The sequence below is a fragment of the Acinetobacter silvestris genome (assembly GCF_002135235.1).
Classification (GTDB): Bacteria; Pseudomonadota; Gammaproteobacteria; order Pseudomonadales; family Moraxellaceae; genus Acinetobacter; species Acinetobacter silvestris.
Genome location: NZ_NEGB01000002.1, coordinates 286,064 through 301,605, shown reverse-complemented (window position 1 = coordinate 301,605; position 15,542 = coordinate 286,064). Strand labels below are relative to the sequence as shown.

Genomic DNA, 15,542 nt, shown 5'->3' with positions numbered 1-15,542 from the left:
TGGTCGTATGCTGAATATTTAATTTAGAAGGCAGCGTAAGATAATATTTAATTTTTAAAATTTATTTCATAGTTTTTGAGAGCTTCAGTCGAAACTTTATCAATATTTTTTATGAAATCATTAATTTTTAGAGTTTTTTCTGGATTAATTGAATCTGCGCTTAAGGTTAAAGCAGCTTTGAGATTAGTTTTAATTGTATTACTTAATTCTCGTTGTGCTGAAAGTTTGTAGGTGAGCTCCTTATAATCTTCAGATTTGAGAAAATCTTTAAGTTCAGATTCATTTTTGTAATAGTTGTTTATAAAGATCATATAGTAGTTTTTGAAATGATCCACTTCTTTACTAATTTCATCAATGATGAGGTCTAATTCTTGAAAATTATTACTAAGGGAGTCGGAAGTTTCATATGTATCTGTTCTAAGAATACTAAGTAATTTACAGGCCTCGTATCTCACTGTTTCTACAGAGTGAATTTCACATATTTTTTGATCAAAAAGTTTTTTAAGATTATTAGTATAATCATCTTCTTTTTCAAATTTACTTCTTAAGTGGGGGGATATGATTCGTTGTCTAAGTGACTTTAACGATGAAACATAATCATGTAAAACTTTTTGTAATTCAATAATATTATTTGTGACTCGATTAAATTTTGTCTGAGATTTCCAACTGTCATAAAAGATAAAGGCCGCAATAGGTGCATATAATGTTGCAGCAAAAGAAAGTAAGGAAATTAAGATAGTAGGTTTGTCTTGAGAAGATGGATTGAAACTTCCTTGAATTCCCACAAATAAGATAATAATAAGTAGAACTAAGAAAATAGCACTATTCATTAATTTTTTAGTAAGTAATTTGTTAGACATAAAATGGTTAGAATCTTGATAATAAAAGTAAAAGGCTATAATTAATATTTATACGCTAGAAATGTTTGGATTAGAAGATGCTTAAACTTATTTACTATGTCCCCGAATCTCACATCGAACCCACTAAACTTGCAATCTTTGAAGCAGGTGCAGGTGGTGTAGGGAACTATGAACATTGTGCTTGGCAAGTATTGGGAATAGGGCAATTTAAACCTGTAAAAGGTGCAAATCCATTTGTTGGTGCCTTGGATACGTTGGAGCAAATCCCAGAATGGCGAGTTGAAACTATTCTGCCTGAAGAGAAAGCTTCACAAGTGCAAAAAGCATTAAAGGCAAGCCATCCTTACGAAGAGCCTGCCTTTGAATTTATACAAATGATTCAAATTGAATAATTGTTTTGATTTGGTTTTATACCTTTTGAATAAATAAATCACGGTCAAAACGATATTGTGGAAAGAATACACCATCTTTAGCACGTTCACCCGCAGCAATGACCATCACAGGGTATTCTTGATGACCTAAAGTTAAAATTTTACGTACGAGTGGTTCGTCAAACCCTTCCATCATACAGCTATCAAAGCCATAAGCACGTAAGGCAAGGACGAGATTTTCACAAGCTAAAGCTGTGGTTTTACTAGCCCACAATTTGGCATCTGCTGGATTGAATGCAGTAACAGGAAGCTGTTTATCAAGCTGACGTGCAACTTTAAAAGCCACTTTCTTAAAGTGACCAAGTGCATTCAAGTAACCTGTTTTATAGTTATAAGGAATAAAACGGTAATATTTTTGCACGGTTGCTGGTGCTTCAGGAAATGGAAACTCACTGATATTCTTTTTCGCCATTTCATTAATACGGTCGGTACGAGCTACACAAACAATTAATTCTGAAGCTGTTTTTGCGGCCAATTGACTCAAACACGCTTTGATTAGTTGTTTCTTCTTACCTGTAGATTGCACCACATAAAAAGTCCAAGGCTGTAAGTTAGATGAATTCGGTGCTAATAATGCAAGATCTAAACACGAATCTAAAACCTCAGCAGGAATAGCTTTATCAGTAAATTTACGTACCGAACGGCGACTTGTAACGACCTTCTTAAAGTTTTCGACATCAATATCCTGCGGTGCAGGTTCGTAATAGCGTTTTTTTTCAGCGTTATTCTGAGACATAATGTTCGCCTAATATGAATATATTTAAGAAAGTAGAATGATTGAAAGTATAAAACCACTTAGCAATCTAAATCACTAAGTGGCTTTTAATTTTTAAGTGCTGAAATTAGTTAAATTGCGCAAAGTCAGCTTTACGCTTTTGCATAAATGCAGCCACTGCTTCTGCCATTTCAGGTGATTTTACTCGTTGCATAAAGATTTCAGCTTCATCATCAATACAATCCACAATTTCTTGAAGATTATGTTTCATGAGTGCTTTGGTTTGTTTTAAGGATGCTAGTGGTAAAGCTGCCATCGTTTGTGCTTGTTTTAAAGCATGTGCATATACATCATCTTCAATACTATTGACTAAACCAGCATTTAACGCTTTTTCACTGTTAAATTTTTGTGCAGTTAATAGAAGCTCAGCGGCTTTATGATAGCCCGCTTGTTGGATGAGTAACTTGCTCGCAGCACCTTCAGGCGAAAGACCTAGGCTGACAAAAGGAATTTGGAATAGGGCGGTATTATCACTATAAACCAAATCTGCATGTAGCAATATAGTTACGCCAATACCAATAGCAACACCACGGACAGCACAGATTAATGGTTTAGAGAAGCGTGCAGCAGCTTTGAGTAGAACAAAGGGTGGTGCATCGCCAGATTTACCTTGTTGTGGCGTGTGAATGAATGCCATAAAATCTTTCATGTCATTGCCTGCGGTGAAATCTGCATCAGCACCACGTAAAATGGTGACACGAACATCTTTATGTTGATCAGCTTCATCTAAAGCTTGAGCAATCCATAAATAAAGTTCACCATACAATGCATTCTTTGCTTCAGCACGCTGAATGGCTAAAGTTAGTACGCCATCTTCTAATTTTGCATCTAAATGTTGATGTGGTTGTTGAATACAACTGAGTGTCATCGTACTATCCTTGCTTTAAACCGAATACTGTTTATGACCTTATTATGTCGCATATTTAATTTTATGTTGCAACTGGTGAGTTCATAAAAAATGGATTTTATGAAACATAACTTCGATTATCTTATCTATATTGGTCGTTTTCAGCCTTTTCATTTGGCACATATGCAAACGATAAAAATTGCATTAGAACAAAGTGATAAGATCATTTTGGCATTAGGCTCTGCTCAGAATGAGCGTAATATTAAAAATCCATTTAGCGCTTTAGAGCGTGAACAGATGATTTTGTCGAATTTTTCGGAAAATGAGCAAAAACGGATTCAGTTTGTTCATATTATTGATGTTTATAATGATGTGAAGTGGATCAGACTCGTTAAAAATCAGGTCGCAGAGCGCGTTCAACTTGAGGATAAAGTGGGTTTAATTGGGCATTTTAAAGATGCATCTTCGTATTATTTACAACTATTCCCTGAGTGGGAAATGTTGGAATTAGACAGTTTAAAAGATTCGATTTCTGCAACACCTCTGCGTGAGGCCTATTACCGTGGTGAAATTGTGGAGTCAGCTTTTCCGTTAGGAACCAGTGATTTTTTACATCAATTTCAAACCACAGAGATATTTAAACAGTTGCAGCATAAATATCAAACTCAAGATAAATCTAATCTTTAATTTAAAGTTTGCTGAGCTTTTTGAAGAATATGGCAAGTTAATTGTTCTAATTGAGCAGATTGCCGCTTCCAATGATGCCAATATAAGATGATTTCGGTGGATGCTTCAGGAATAATTTCGATTAACTCTCCTGTGACTAGGTGATTCCCAATTTGGAATTCGGGCAGCATTCCAAAACCTAAGCCGAGTTGAATGGCTTCAACAAAAGCAGTCGATGATGGAATATAATGGCATGGATAGGTGTTTGGCTTTAGACCAAAGTGTTTTTGCATGATTTCAGTATGAATATGATCTTTATGATTAAAAATAACAGCAGGAGCAACTTTTAAACTTGCTCGATTGATGCCTTGTTGAAACCATGTTCGACAAAATTCAGGTGTTGCGACCATTCGATAGATCATTTTTCCCAAAGGCTGAGCCAAACAGCCTTTCATTGCTTGGTTTTCCGTTGAAATACACGCATTGACTAAACCCGCTTCAAGTAGAGTATGGGTTTGAGTCTGATCTTCGATTTTTAACTCTAGTGCAATCCGTTGTTGTAATAGTATTTCTTGCAATGCTGGTAACAGCCATGTTGCCAGAGAGTCGGCATTACTGGCGATAGTCACTTTATAAAATTCGGATGTGGCTGTTTTCCCCATTAAATGCTGCATTAAACTTTGTTGCATTAATCGGCTGTGTTGAAGGTATTGCAGTAATTCTTGTCCTGTATGAGTGACACGACAGGGGCGTTCGCGAATAATTAAAATATGACCTAATGATTTTTCTAAGCTTTGTACACGTAAAGTTACTGCTGATGCGGTGATACAGAGTTTCTCTGCTGCAAGTTCAAAACTTCCCATTTCAGCGACAGCCAGAAAAGCTTCACTTTGTTTACTCTGTAGCATTGTAGAAATACTCTTAATAAATTTGCCAAAATATTAAAACTAAAATTAACTTAGTTATACTGATATTTACTTAATTATACTTATTCTGGGGCGAGAGCATGGATAATTGCAGCAATAATTTTTCTTAGATCTGTTGTTATGTTTAATCCATATTTACAAGGCCTTCTAGTTGGGTTTAGTCTTATTCTGGCAATAGGCGCACAAAATGCCTTTGTGCTAAAACAAGGACTGAATAAGCAGCATGTCTTTTGGATTTGTTTGGTATGTGCATTTTCTGATTCAATTCTTATTTTATTAGGCGTGTTTGGATTTTCTAAGATTATTCAGAGTTATCCTGAGATAGTGAGTATTGCACAATATTTTGGTGCAGCTTTTTTATTCATTTATGGTGCTCAACACTTCTATCAAGCTTTTACAGTACAGCAAGGACTTATTCCGCGTGAGTCAGAGGAATCTAATCTTTGGAAAATGCTTTCAATTTGTCTGGTTTTAACATGGTTGAATCCACATGTGTATTTAGATACGGTGGTTCTACTGGGTTCCATATCAACACAATTCATTGGCTATGAAATTTATTTTGCACTTGGTGCAATTACATCTTCTTGGGTGTTTTTTTATAGTTTGGGTTATGGCGCACGTTTACTTTTACCCTTATTTAATCAAGCAAAGTCTTGGAAAATATTAGATTTTATCATTGGTATCATTATGTGGGTGATCGCTCTGTCGTTATTGAAATAAAAATAGCGACTCTACAATATGATGAAAGTCGCTATGAATATGAAATTTAGAAGCTTAGCTTGCTTGTAAAGCTTTTAAATCTTCAAGCACTTGCTCAGCGTGACCAGCTGCTTTCACTTTACGATATTCTTTCACCAATTGACCTTTGTGGAAGATAAAAGTAGAGCGTTGTATACCCATCACTATTTTGCCATACATATTTTTTTCTTTAATGACATCAAAATGTTGACACAAGACTTCGTCTTTATCACTAATTAAATTAATCGTGAGTGACTGTTTTTCAGTAAAATTTTGATGAGCTTTCACCGAATCGCGTGATACACCTATAATTGTGGTATTTAGTGCATCAAATTGATCTTTCAAACATGAAAAAGCCACAGCTTGTGTAGTGCAACCGGGCGTGGAGTCTTTAGGGTAAAAATAAACAATGAGCCAATCGGTAGAAACTTCCGATAGATTTATTTCACCCGTAGTGCTTAGGAAAATTTGCTGCGGAAGTGTGATGTGTTCAGTCATGCTTTCGTCCTTAATTAAAGTGATTGCTTTTCTAATTTGAGTGGTAAAAAGGCATAATTTTCGTGATACAGAATATCACCTTTATTGACTGCAATAGCAGCTTTAAATATTGGGCCATTAATCACAGTGGTATGAAATTCACCGCCTTCACCGCAAGGATCTATGCCGCGAAGCTCTAATTCTTGAATGTATTCAAGGGTTAATATTTTACCTAAATCTTCAACTTTCATACCTAAATTTAGATTCACAGTGACGATCATGGTCATGAATCCTAATTGAACAAATTCATCAATTACGTCACGGTGTGGTCGCTGCCAAAGCGGCATACTGAGTTTAAGTCCAGCTTGTGTTGTGACTTTATCATGCCAACATCCATGCTCAGGTATATCCAAATCGCCTGTGACTAAAACTTCAGCACCTTGATCTTTTGCTTGAGCCAATAAATCTAAGAATTGAGTTTCGTAATTACTCCAACTTGAAGGTGCCATTAAAATTGGCAAGCCTATAGCATTTGCTTGCGCATGAATAATTTCAAGTGACATAGCATGGGAGCGAGAGCGTTCCCCTTGTTCCTCAAGCATAACTAGTAAACCCAGAACTTCACCAGCTTGTAAGGCGTGATACAAAGCAAGGGTGCTGTCTTTGCCACCACTATATGAAACAAAAAGTTTACGGTGGTTGGCGTTAGTTTTCCATTGATGTTGCATTGCTTTTCAACTTATAGATAGACAAAAAGCCTGCGTAAGCAGGCTTTTTGTAACACAAAAAATTATTTCTTCGCTTGAGCAGCTTTGATTGCAGCTTCAGTTAAAGTCTGTAATTTGCTGGTTAACTGTGGGCCAAAACATGCTTGAAGTGCTTTGTTTTGTTGTTGTACGAAAGTTAAAGTTGCTGGGCTTTTCTTTTGGTTTATAGCACTTTGAATTTCCCATTTTTGTGCATTGGTGAGTTTGCCATCAGACTCAACTGCACAAGTACAATACTTGCTGACTTCAGCAGCAGTTAATTTGCCACCTTTTGCTGTTTCTGTTTTGCAGACATTAATTAAAGCAGCTTTAACATTGGTACTTTTGTATGCTTCTTGAATCACATTTGATTCAGCAGCTTGAGTCGCTGTTCCAAATAAGGCAGCAACAGAAAATAATGTAGAAAGAATAATGCCTGATTTTAAATTTTTCATAACTGTACCTAATTATTGAGGTATGTAGCGCGTTGGATCTGCAACACCTGCATCTAGAAAACCTTGTTTACGAAGACGACAGCTATCACATTTACCACATGCACGTCCTTGGTCATCTGCTTGATAGCATGAAACTGTTTGGCTATAGTCTACGCCATGTTCTATGCCTAAGCGTATTATATTCGCTTTGGATAAATGTAACAGAGGGGTCTCAAATTTAAGCGGTTTTCCTTCAACACCAACTTTGGTGGCTAAACGTGCCATCGTGGCAAATGCATCAATGAATTCTGGGCGACAATCTGGATATCCAGAGTAATCAACAGCATTAATGCCAATAACGATTGCTTCAGCACCAAAAACCTCAGCCGCTGCAAGAGCGTAGGATAAGAAGATGGTGTTACGTGCTGGTACATAAGTAACAGGAATTCCTTCCTGTTCTTGTTCAGGAATATCTATATTCAGATCTGTAAGTGCAGATCCACCTAAATTACCCAAGTCAATATTAATTACACGATGTTCGACACCAGCTCGTTGGGTGAGCGCTCTGGCTGCATCAAGTTCAGTACTTGAACGTTGACCATACATGAAGCTAATCGCGATACATTCATAACGTGCTTGAGCCCAAGCTAAGCAAGTTGTTGAATCTAATCCACCTGACAATAAAACTATGGCGCGAGTGCGCATATCAATATCTCCAAATTAATTTGATTATAGGATTAACGACCTGTTTCATCATTCCAAAGCAATTTATGTAATTGTAGTTGGAAACGAACAGGGAGTTGGTCGTCTAAAATCCATTGCGCTAAATCACGCGCTAAAGCGGGAAGTCGTGCTATATTTTTTTCGACTGCAAAGGCAGGGGAAAACCATACGGTACTAACTTTGGTGTGTAGCTGGTACATTTCAAGCTGACGTTTAGACCATTCATAATCTTCACGATTACAGATTACAAATTTAATCTGATCATGTGTTGTTAAGTGATCTAAGTTGCTTAATAGGTTGCGTTTTTCTTCACCTGAAGTCGGTGTTTTTAAATCTAAAATTTTGGAAACACGAGGGTCTACTTTAGAAACATCTAAAGCGCCACTGGTTTCAAGAGATACATCACAGCCTAAATCGCATAATTGTTGTAATAATGGTAGGCAATTCGGTTGTGCAAGAGGTTCACCCCCAGTTACACAAATATAAGGCGTATTAAAACTTTTGGCTGTTTGAATGATCTGTTCTAAAGACTGACGTTCGCCACCTTCAAAAGAATAGGTCGTATCGCAATAAGTACAGCGTAATGGGCAACCCGTTAAACGGATAAAAACAGTCGGTAAGCCTGCCGCATTTGCCTCTCCTTGCAAAGAATAAAAAATTTCCGTGATACGTAAACCAGCAGCCGGATCAGAAACAGGGATTGCACTTGAGCGCAGAGAATTCATAGCAAAATACCACAGTGTATAAAAACAAAATCTCTACGATCATGGCTGATCGTAGAGACCTCAAATAAATTTAGTGTTTTAGTCTTCGCGTAACAAATCGTTCAAGCTTGTTTTTGAACGTGTTTGAGCATCTACTTTTTTCACAATAATTGCAGCATATAAGCTGTATGTACCACATTTAGATGGTAGGCTACCAGCAACAACTACAGAACCCGCTGGAACGCGACCATAGTGAATTTCACCAGTGGCACGGTCATAAATTTTAGTCGATTGACCAATAAATACGCCCATTGAGATTACAGAGCCTTCTTCAACAATCACGCCTTCAACAATTTCAGAACGCGCGCCGATAAAGCAGTTATCTTCAATAATGGTTGGGTTTGCTTGTAATGGTTCTAAAACGCCACCAATACCTACACCGCCAGAAAGATGAACATTTTTACCAATTTGTGCACATGAACCTACAGTTGCCCATGTGTCAACCATAGTGCCTTCATCAACGTAAGCACCAATGTTTACATAAGATGGCATCAATACAACATTTTTCGCTTGGAAGCTACCTTTACGAGCAACAGCAGGTGGTACTACACGTACACTAGCTGCTTTAAATTGCGCTTCAGTCCAGCCAGCAAATTTAGTATCTACTTTGTCATAGAAACGAAGATCGCCTGACTCAATTGGTTTGTTGTCATTTAATTTAAAAGACAACAATACGGCTTTCTTTAACCATTGATGAACAATCCATTCACCATCAATTTTTTCTGCTACACGAAGTGTACCGTTATCTAGGCCAGCAATAGCTTCTTGTACTGCTTGACGAATTTCTGCAGGGCAATCCATTGCAGTAAAATTAGCACGGTTTTCGAACGCTTGTTCAATAGTCGTTGAAAGCTGAGACATGATCTTCCTTCCCAAAAAATTTTAAAGATTCTACACCAAAATAGACATAAATTAGATAAAAAAACCGTTTTTTATAGAAAATTAGAATCAAGAGCTCATTGTCTTTTTTTAATTAAGACATAAAATCCAAATAATATGAAATGTAAAGCTAAAAACAATATAAATAAATTGTATTTGTATCAAAAAATAACAAAAAGCAATCAATTTTACTGTTCTTCCTCAAGGTAAATTTAATTAAGATCCATTTGAGTTCAATAAACACACGAATGATTAAAGAATAAATTCTTTTTGAGGAGATAAAAATGAAAGTGTTAAAAATACTTGCAGTGACTGCGGCTTTATCTGTTTCTGGTTTAGCGATGGCTGATAGTCAAGTCATTCATAGCGGGAATACCTTTGAAGCCAATCAATTAATTCCAACGGGTGTACGTGCTGAAGTTGGTACAACGGGTTACGGTGGTGCTTTGCTGTGGACAGCAAATCCTTATGTCGGTTTGGCACTCGGTTATAATGGTGGTGATATTTCTTGGCGTGATGATGTATCTATAAATGGTACGAAATACGACCTAGATATGAAGAATAATAATACTTATTTAAATGCAGAAATCCGTCCTTGGGGCACAAGTCAAAACATGTGGGCACAAGGTTTATATGTGGCTGCAGGTGTGGCGTATTTAGATAATGATTACGATTTAGCAAAACGCATAGGTAATGGTAAAACTTTATCTATTGATGGTAAAAATTATCAATTAGAAACTGCTGGTCGCGAAGGTGGTGTGCGTGGTCAAATGAGTTACGATAATAAAATTGCACCTTATGTAGGTTTAGGTTTTGCACCTAAATTTACTAAAAACTGGGGTGCATTTACTGAAATAGGTGCTTATTATACGGGCAATCCGGATGTTGATCTTAGCCAATATAATTTAGCGCCTGTCGCTGGTAATCCAACAGGCGCACAGGATGCCGTAGATCGTGAAGCTCATAAAATTGAAAATGAGAGTAAATATGCTTGGATGCCAGTTGCTAAGATTGGTGTAAGTTATCATTGGTAAGTTCTTAAATTTATAAAAAAACGAGCTTCGGCTCGTTTTTTTATTGAGCTTACATTTTAGAAGTGATTGGCAATGCGTAGACCATAGGCAATAGCATGATTTTTCTGAATCTCAGTGAGAGGCGAAATTTGATTTTCTGGAATCGATTGTTCGGAATTATTAACTTTAGCTTGATTAAACTTAAAATATTTTAAGCCAAATGCAATATAGCTATCTGTTTTAAATTTATATAATGCACCCAGTCCAAATCCCCAAAAGCCATTTGACGGATTTAATGTTGTTGCAAGATTACCACTACCCGAATCCCAAGAGATATCACTGGTAGAAATCCATTGCTCTGTAAGACGATGTGCAATCCCTAATTTTCCAGAAATTTGATTATTTTGATAATCAATTAAGTTAAATTTTTTAATTAAATCGGGATATTGTGTTGCCGCTTCATTAATGATTGCAGCAAATTGAGTAGGTTGAATTTGATAATTTTTCCAATTGACCCATCTCATCGAGCTATAAGCTAAATTGTTCTGGTTTAAAGCGATGTTTAAATCAAGATTGACCGATTGAGGCGTTTGAATCTTTGTGGTTGCATTGGGTGTAAATGTGATGGTGTGATTGGATAATGTTTCATTAACTTGAGTGTCATAATGAATTGCAGAGCGATAGGTTAGAGATGTTTTGAAGGCAATTTCTGGAATTTGATAACTGACGCCTGCTAACCAACCTAAAGCCGCATCTTCTTCAATCTCAGCGCGATAACCACTGAGGAAAGAATATGACAGGCCATATAGTTTAATGTCACCTTTGAAGGTTTGGTGGCTTAATCCTGTATAGATATTCCAATTTTGATTAGGTTGAAAACCGGTTAATAGTGTTAAATTTTGGCTTTCAAATTTTAATTTTGCTGATTCTAAGGTTTTTTTACCAAGTGGCGAGTCTGGACTATAGTCATAAGCAATATCCACACCTAATGGTTGGTCGTAAATGAGGCCAATTGAGTATTTGGGATGTGGTTGTAGCTTAATAGCGATATTGGTAAACAGATAATCATTGACCAAATTGCCTGTTGAAAAGTCATTGATTTGAAGTTGAGTCAATTGAGTATGTTTGGGAATCTGACCAGACACTTGAGCATCCAATTTGGCGATGGATAGTTCAACATAATTATTTTTTTCTAAAAATGCAGAAATTGATTGATCGGACCTTTCCATGGCAGCGCAATAAAGCTGAGTCGGTGACAATATGAGAATCGTAATTCCGATTGAAGACGCTTTCATGTCATTCCCTTGAGGGTGGAATTATGGTTTATTTTTATGCTCTCATAGTATTTTAAGTTCATTTGTTTTTCAATAAGAAAATAAAAATTAGTGGGTTAGGTGATCTGAGTGGTGTATTTTAAATTCAGTGAAGTTCAAAGTATAAAAAAGAGGATAGATATCCTCTTTTTTATACTTTTTTGATTTAATCTTCTGGATAGGCAATTTTCTTTAAGGCTTTAATATCTGCTTGTGGTGAGCAGAGCGCAATAAATTCATAACCATAGCCACGTAATAAATGACCTTTGCGGACAGCAATCCAAGTGGTATTTAAGCCAAAAATATCAGTATCAATTTGTTTTAAGCGATGATCACGTTCTGTATCATAAGCAACATCATTGACAATGCCGACCCCCATGCCGAGTTCTACGTAGGTTTTAATGACATCTGCATCCAAAGCTGACATGACAATATCAACATCTAAATGAGCATCTTCAAACGCTTTATCAATTTTAGAGCGACCTGTAAAACCACCATGGTAGGTGATAATTGGATATTCAGCCATTTTTTCTAGACTAATATCTTTCGGATCTAATTGGGTTAAAGGGTGACCTTGAGGGGTGATAATACTGTGCTTCCAATTATAGAAGGGCACACTCGCCAAATTATCTTGTGTGGTTAATGATTCAGTGGCAATACCAATATCAGCAACCCCAAGCAGCAGCATTTCGGCAATTTCAACTGGGCTGGCTTGTTGCAAAATTAAATGAACTTTAGGGAAGGCTTTTTTAAATAAATTCACAATAGGCGGCAACACATAACGCGCTTGTGTATGTGTAGTCGCAATCGTTAAGGTTCCCTCATCCACTTTATTAAAGTCATCTGCCAGACGTTTAATATTATCAGCATCAATGAGCATGCGTTCCACAATACTTAATAAGGCTAGTCCAGGTTCAGTTAAACCTAATAAGCGCTTACCTTTACGCACAAACAGTTGGACACCTAACTCATCTTCTAAGTCTTTAATATGTTTGCTCACACCTGATTGTGAGGTGTAAAGTGCAGCAGAGGCTTCGGTTAAATTATAGTTTTGACGAACTGTTTCTCGAATAATTCGTAATTGTTGAAAATTCATTTTGTTCCACACCTTAAAAGGGAATGAGTGCTCAGGCACTCATCCTAACGCCACTTAAGCAACGTGATTTGCAAAGAGATGCAATGCTGAAGCACTGATCCAAACAGTTTGATTTGGTCTAAATTGATGCAGTCTTGCTTCTTCAGGATTTAATGATATTTCAATTAAATGACCTGTACGATCTTGTAATTCCGCCATGACTTTTCCTGCAATCCAAATTTCGCGTAAAAAAGTAGCTTGAATGGCATTATCTGTCGGTTGAGCATGTATTGTTAACTCATTTGGGCGAGCAAATGCAATGACTTTTCCATTTGGAGTATTCTGCAAATTGGGTAGTTGGATTCGATCCTGACCAATTTGAATAATGCCTTGATGACTTTCACCTTCAAAACGATTGGCTTGACCTAAAAAGTCAAATACAAACGGTGTTGCTGGTTTTTCATAGACTTCACGCGGTGAACCAATTTGTTCAATGTTACCTTTATTCATCACGACAATTTGATCGGCGACTTCGAGTGCTTCTTCTTGGTCATGTGTTACGAAAATAGAGGTGATATGTAGCTCATCATGCAACGTTCTTAACCAACGGCGCAATTCTTTACGAACTTTAGCATCAAGTGCACCAAAAGGTTCATCTAATAATAAGACGCGTGGTTCGACTGCTAATGCACGTGCCAATGCAATACGTTGACGTTGACCACCAGATAATTGTGCAGGATAACGATCTGCTAAAAAGCCAAGTTGGACTAAATCGAGTAGACGAGTCACTCGTTTTTTAATTTCAGCTTCATTTGGGCGAGTTGCACGTGGACGTACACGCAGACCAAAGGCGATATTTTCAAATACGGTCATATGGCGGAATAAAGCATAATGTTGGAATACAAAACCGACTTGGCGTTCACGCACATGAGTTTTAGTTGCATCATTACCTTCAAGCAATACTTGGCCTTGATCAGCAGATTCTAGACCCGCAATAATACGTAGTAGGGTAGTTTTGCCACAGCCAGAAGGACCTAAGAGTGCAACCAATTGACCTTCTGGGAAGTCTAGAGAGATATTATTTAATGCGTGGAAAGCGCCAAAGTTTTTTTCAATATTTTTAACTTGAATACTCATAAGTTTATTCCTTAAGTTGCTGAATCTTCATTACGGCGATCTTGCTTTTCTTGGCGTATTTCCACCCATGTTTTAAGAATAAGAGTGACAATTGCCAATAAAGCCAACAGTGAAGACACTGCAAATGCGGCACTAAAGGTATATTCGTTATATAAAATTTCGACATGTAAAGGTAGAGTATTGGTTTCACCACGAATGTGTCCAGATACCACTGACACTGCACCAAACTCACCCATTGCTCGAGCATTACAGAGGATAATGCCGTAAATTAAACCCCATTTAATATTAGGAAGGGTGACTTTCCAAAAAGTCTGCCATCCTGAGGCACCTAAAACAATTGCAGCTTCTTCTTCTTCGGTACCTTGTGCTTCCATTAATGGAATCAGTTCGCGTGCGACGAAGGGAACGGTAATAAAGATGGTGGCCAAAACAATTGCAGGCGTCGCATATAAGATTTTGATGTCATGATCCATAAGCCAGCCGCCAAACCAACCTTGAGAACCAAAAATTAGAACCAACATTAAACCAGCAATAACAGGTGAAACAGAAAAAGGTGTATCAATAATTGTGGTGAGAATCGCTTTACCACGGAAATTAAACTTGGCTACACACCATGCCGCAGCTACCCCAAAGACTACATTGAGTGGTACGGCAATTGCAGCAGTCAGTAAGGTCAATTTTACCGCAGATAATGTATCTGGATTTATCAATGCTTGAAAATAAACCTGTACACCTTGTTTAAAGGCTTCAACAAAAACCAAAATTAACGGTAAGATTAAGCAGCTAATAAAGAAAATTAATGCGATGACGATGAGTGTATAGCGTACCCAAGTTGGTTCACGTGTGGCATCTCGTGATTGTAATTTGGCAGCAAGTGCATTGCTATTGGTGGTTAAGCTCATCGAGCAGTTCTCCCAGTACGGCGACTTGCCCATGCTTGTACAAGGTTAATCAAGAATAAAATAAAAAATGAAAGAACCAACATCACCACAGCAATAGTCGTTGCGCCTGCATAATCATATTCTTCTAGGCGAGAAATGATCATAAGCGGTGCAATTTCAGTTTTAAAAGGCTGATTTCCTGCAATAAAAATGACTGAACCATATTCACCTACACCCCGTGCAAATGCCAAAGCAAAACCAGTGAGTAAGGCTGGGAACAAAATAGGTAAAATAATTTTAGCTACAATTTGCAAACGATTTGCCCCTAATGCGGAGGCGGCTTCTTCAAGCTCTGTTTCTAAATCACTCAGTACGGGTTGCACCGTACGGACCACAAATGGAATGCCAATAAAGATTAATGCTAAGGTAATCCCGATAGGTGTATAAGCAACTTTAATTCCAAGCGGTTCTAAATATTGTCCAATCCAGCCTGTCGGTGCATAAAGCGATGTTAAGGCAATACCTGCAACAGCAGTTGGTAAGGCGAAAGGAAGATCGACTAAAGCATCGACAATGCGTTTCCCTGGGAAGGTATAACGCACTAAGCACCAAGCTAACAATAATCCAAACACGACATTAATGAGTGCTGCAATAATGGCAGCACTAAAACTGAGTTGTAATGATTTTTGGATACGTTCAGAGCTAACAATTTCCCAGAAGCCATCCCAGCCAATACCTAATGATTTAATAAATACTGCAGATAATGGAATAAGAACAATAAAAGACAAATACGCTAGGGTGAAGCCTAGAGAAAGACCAAATCCTGGCAGCACTCGGGATCGCTGCGACATGACAAC

General features: G+C 37.4%; 19 protein-coding genes. 4 read left to right on the top strand and 15 right to left on the bottom strand.

Annotated elements, in window-relative coordinates:
- Positions 1-47: 47 nt before the first annotated feature.
- A complete protein-coding gene (locus B9T28_RS04790) occupies positions 48-860 on the bottom strand; it encodes a hypothetical protein (protein WP_086202813.1) in 813 nt (270 codons plus the stop codon).
- A 77-nt stretch (positions 861-937) separates the two neighbouring features.
- Between B9T28_RS04790 and B9T28_RS04785 the strand changes: the two genes are divergently transcribed.
- On the top strand, positions 938-1,252 hold the full coding sequence (locus B9T28_RS04785) for a YqfO family protein (RefSeq protein WP_086202812.1): 315 nt from the start codon (positions 938-940) through the stop codon (positions 1,250-1,252).
- Between the two features lie 16 nt (positions 1,253-1,268).
- Here the strand turns inward: B9T28_RS04785 and B9T28_RS04780 are convergent, their stop codons facing one another.
- Both B9T28_RS04780 and B9T28_RS04775 read right to left on the bottom strand, forming a co-directional pair.
- Positions 1,269-2,027 carry a nitroreductase family protein gene (locus B9T28_RS04780; RefSeq protein WP_086202811.1) on the bottom strand — a complete coding sequence of 253 codons (759 nt, stop codon included), beginning with the start codon at positions 2,025-2,027 and terminating at the stop codon, positions 1,269-1,271.
- A 106-nt stretch (positions 2,028-2,133) separates the two neighbouring features.
- Positions 2,134-2,934 carry an enoyl-CoA hydratase-related protein gene (locus B9T28_RS04775; protein ID WP_086202810.1) on the bottom strand — a complete coding sequence of 267 codons (801 nt, stop codon included), beginning with the start codon at positions 2,932-2,934 and terminating at the stop codon, positions 2,134-2,136.
- 99 nt (positions 2,935-3,033) lie between these two features.
- Between B9T28_RS04775 and B9T28_RS04770 the strand changes: the two genes are divergently transcribed.
- Positions 3,034-3,600, top strand: coding sequence for a nicotinate-nicotinamide nucleotide adenylyltransferase (locus tag B9T28_RS04770; protein ID WP_086202809.1), 567 nt, complete (start codon positions 3,034-3,036; stop codon positions 3,598-3,600).
- Here B9T28_RS04770 and B9T28_RS04765 read toward each other — a convergent pair.
- Positions 3,597-4,487 (bottom strand): LysR family transcriptional regulator ArgP, encoded by an 891-nt coding sequence (locus tag B9T28_RS04765; protein ID WP_086202808.1) that lies wholly within the window; start codon positions 4,485-4,487, stop codon positions 3,597-3,599. The genes B9T28_RS04770 and B9T28_RS04765 overlap by 4 nt on opposite strands.
- A 138-nt stretch (positions 4,488-4,625) precedes the next feature.
- Between B9T28_RS04765 and B9T28_RS04760 the strand changes: the two genes are divergently transcribed.
- Positions 4,626-5,225, top strand: a complete 600-nt coding sequence (locus tag B9T28_RS04760) for a LysE/ArgO family amino acid transporter (RefSeq protein WP_086202807.1) — start codon at positions 4,626-4,628, stop codon at positions 5,223-5,225.
- Between the two features lie 54 nt (positions 5,226-5,279).
- On the opposite strand, the gene B9T28_RS04755 is transcribed toward B9T28_RS04760, so the two are convergent.
- The 6 genes from B9T28_RS04755 to dapD form a co-directional block, all read right to left on the bottom strand.
- The gene (locus tag B9T28_RS04755; protein ID WP_086202806.1) at positions 5,280-5,741 is read right to left on the bottom strand and encodes a peroxiredoxin; all 462 of its coding nucleotides are present in this window, start codon (positions 5,739-5,741) and stop codon (positions 5,280-5,282) included.
- 14 nt (positions 5,742-5,755) lie between these two features.
- Entirely contained in the window at positions 5,756-6,448 is a 693-nt protein-coding gene (locus B9T28_RS04750) for a Dph6-related ATP pyrophosphatase (RefSeq protein WP_086202805.1), read from the bottom strand.
- A 62-nt stretch (positions 6,449-6,510) separates the two neighbouring features.
- Entirely contained in the window at positions 6,511-6,921 is a 411-nt protein-coding gene (locus B9T28_RS04745; protein WP_086202804.1) for a hypothetical protein, read from the bottom strand.
- A gap of 12 nt (positions 6,922-6,933) precedes the next feature.
- Positions 6,934-7,605: a 7-cyano-7-deazaguanine synthase QueC gene (queC, locus tag B9T28_RS04740; RefSeq protein WP_086202803.1), complete on the bottom strand. Its 672-nt coding sequence runs from the start codon at positions 7,603-7,605 to the stop codon at positions 6,934-6,936.
- Between the two features lie 32 nt (positions 7,606-7,637).
- Positions 7,638-8,348 carry a 7-carboxy-7-deazaguanine synthase QueE gene (gene queE, locus B9T28_RS04735; RefSeq protein WP_086202802.1) on the bottom strand — a complete coding sequence of 237 codons (711 nt, stop codon included), beginning with the start codon at positions 8,346-8,348 and terminating at the stop codon, positions 7,638-7,640.
- 78 nt (positions 8,349-8,426) lie between these two features.
- A complete protein-coding gene (dapD, locus tag B9T28_RS04730) occupies positions 8,427-9,248 on the bottom strand; it encodes a 2,3,4,5-tetrahydropyridine-2,6-dicarboxylate N-succinyltransferase (RefSeq protein WP_086202801.1) in 822 nt (273 codons plus the stop codon).
- Between the two features lie 302 nt (positions 9,249-9,550).
- On the opposite strand from dapD, the gene carO reads away from it, so the two are divergent.
- Positions 9,551-10,300 (top strand): ornithine uptake porin CarO, encoded by a 750-nt coding sequence (gene carO / locus B9T28_RS04725; RefSeq protein WP_086202800.1) that lies wholly within the window; start codon positions 9,551-9,553, stop codon positions 10,298-10,300.
- A 56-nt stretch (positions 10,301-10,356) separates the two neighbouring features.
- Here the strand turns inward: carO and B9T28_RS04720 are convergent, their stop codons facing one another.
- The 5 genes from B9T28_RS04720 to cysT all read right to left on the bottom strand — a co-directional run bounded on the left by B9T28_RS04720 (position 10,357) and on the right by cysT (position 15,536).
- Entirely contained in the window at positions 10,357-11,574 is a 1,218-nt protein-coding gene (locus B9T28_RS04720) for an outer membrane protein transport protein (protein ID WP_086202799.1), read from the bottom strand.
- Positions 11,575-11,758: 184 nt separating this feature from the next.
- A complete protein-coding gene (locus tag B9T28_RS04715) occupies positions 11,759-12,688 on the bottom strand; it encodes a CysB family HTH-type transcriptional regulator (RefSeq protein WP_086202798.1) in 930 nt (309 codons plus the stop codon).
- A gap of 54 nt (positions 12,689-12,742) precedes the next feature.
- Positions 12,743-13,804: a sulfate/molybdate ABC transporter ATP-binding protein gene (locus B9T28_RS04710; RefSeq protein WP_086202797.1), complete on the bottom strand. Its 1,062-nt coding sequence runs from the start codon at positions 13,802-13,804 to the stop codon at positions 12,743-12,745.
- Positions 13,805-13,815: 11 nt separating this feature from the next.
- The gene (cysW, locus tag B9T28_RS04705) at positions 13,816-14,706 is read right to left on the bottom strand and encodes a sulfate ABC transporter permease subunit CysW (RefSeq protein ID WP_086202796.1); all 891 of its coding nucleotides are present in this window, start codon (positions 14,704-14,706) and stop codon (positions 13,816-13,818) included.
- Positions 14,703-15,536, bottom strand: coding sequence for a sulfate ABC transporter permease subunit CysT (cysT, locus tag B9T28_RS04700; RefSeq protein ID WP_086202795.1), 834 nt, complete (start codon positions 15,534-15,536; stop codon positions 14,703-14,705). The genes cysW and cysT overlap by 4 nt, the downstream gene beginning before the upstream one ends.
- Positions 15,537-15,542: the final 6 nt, after the last annotated feature.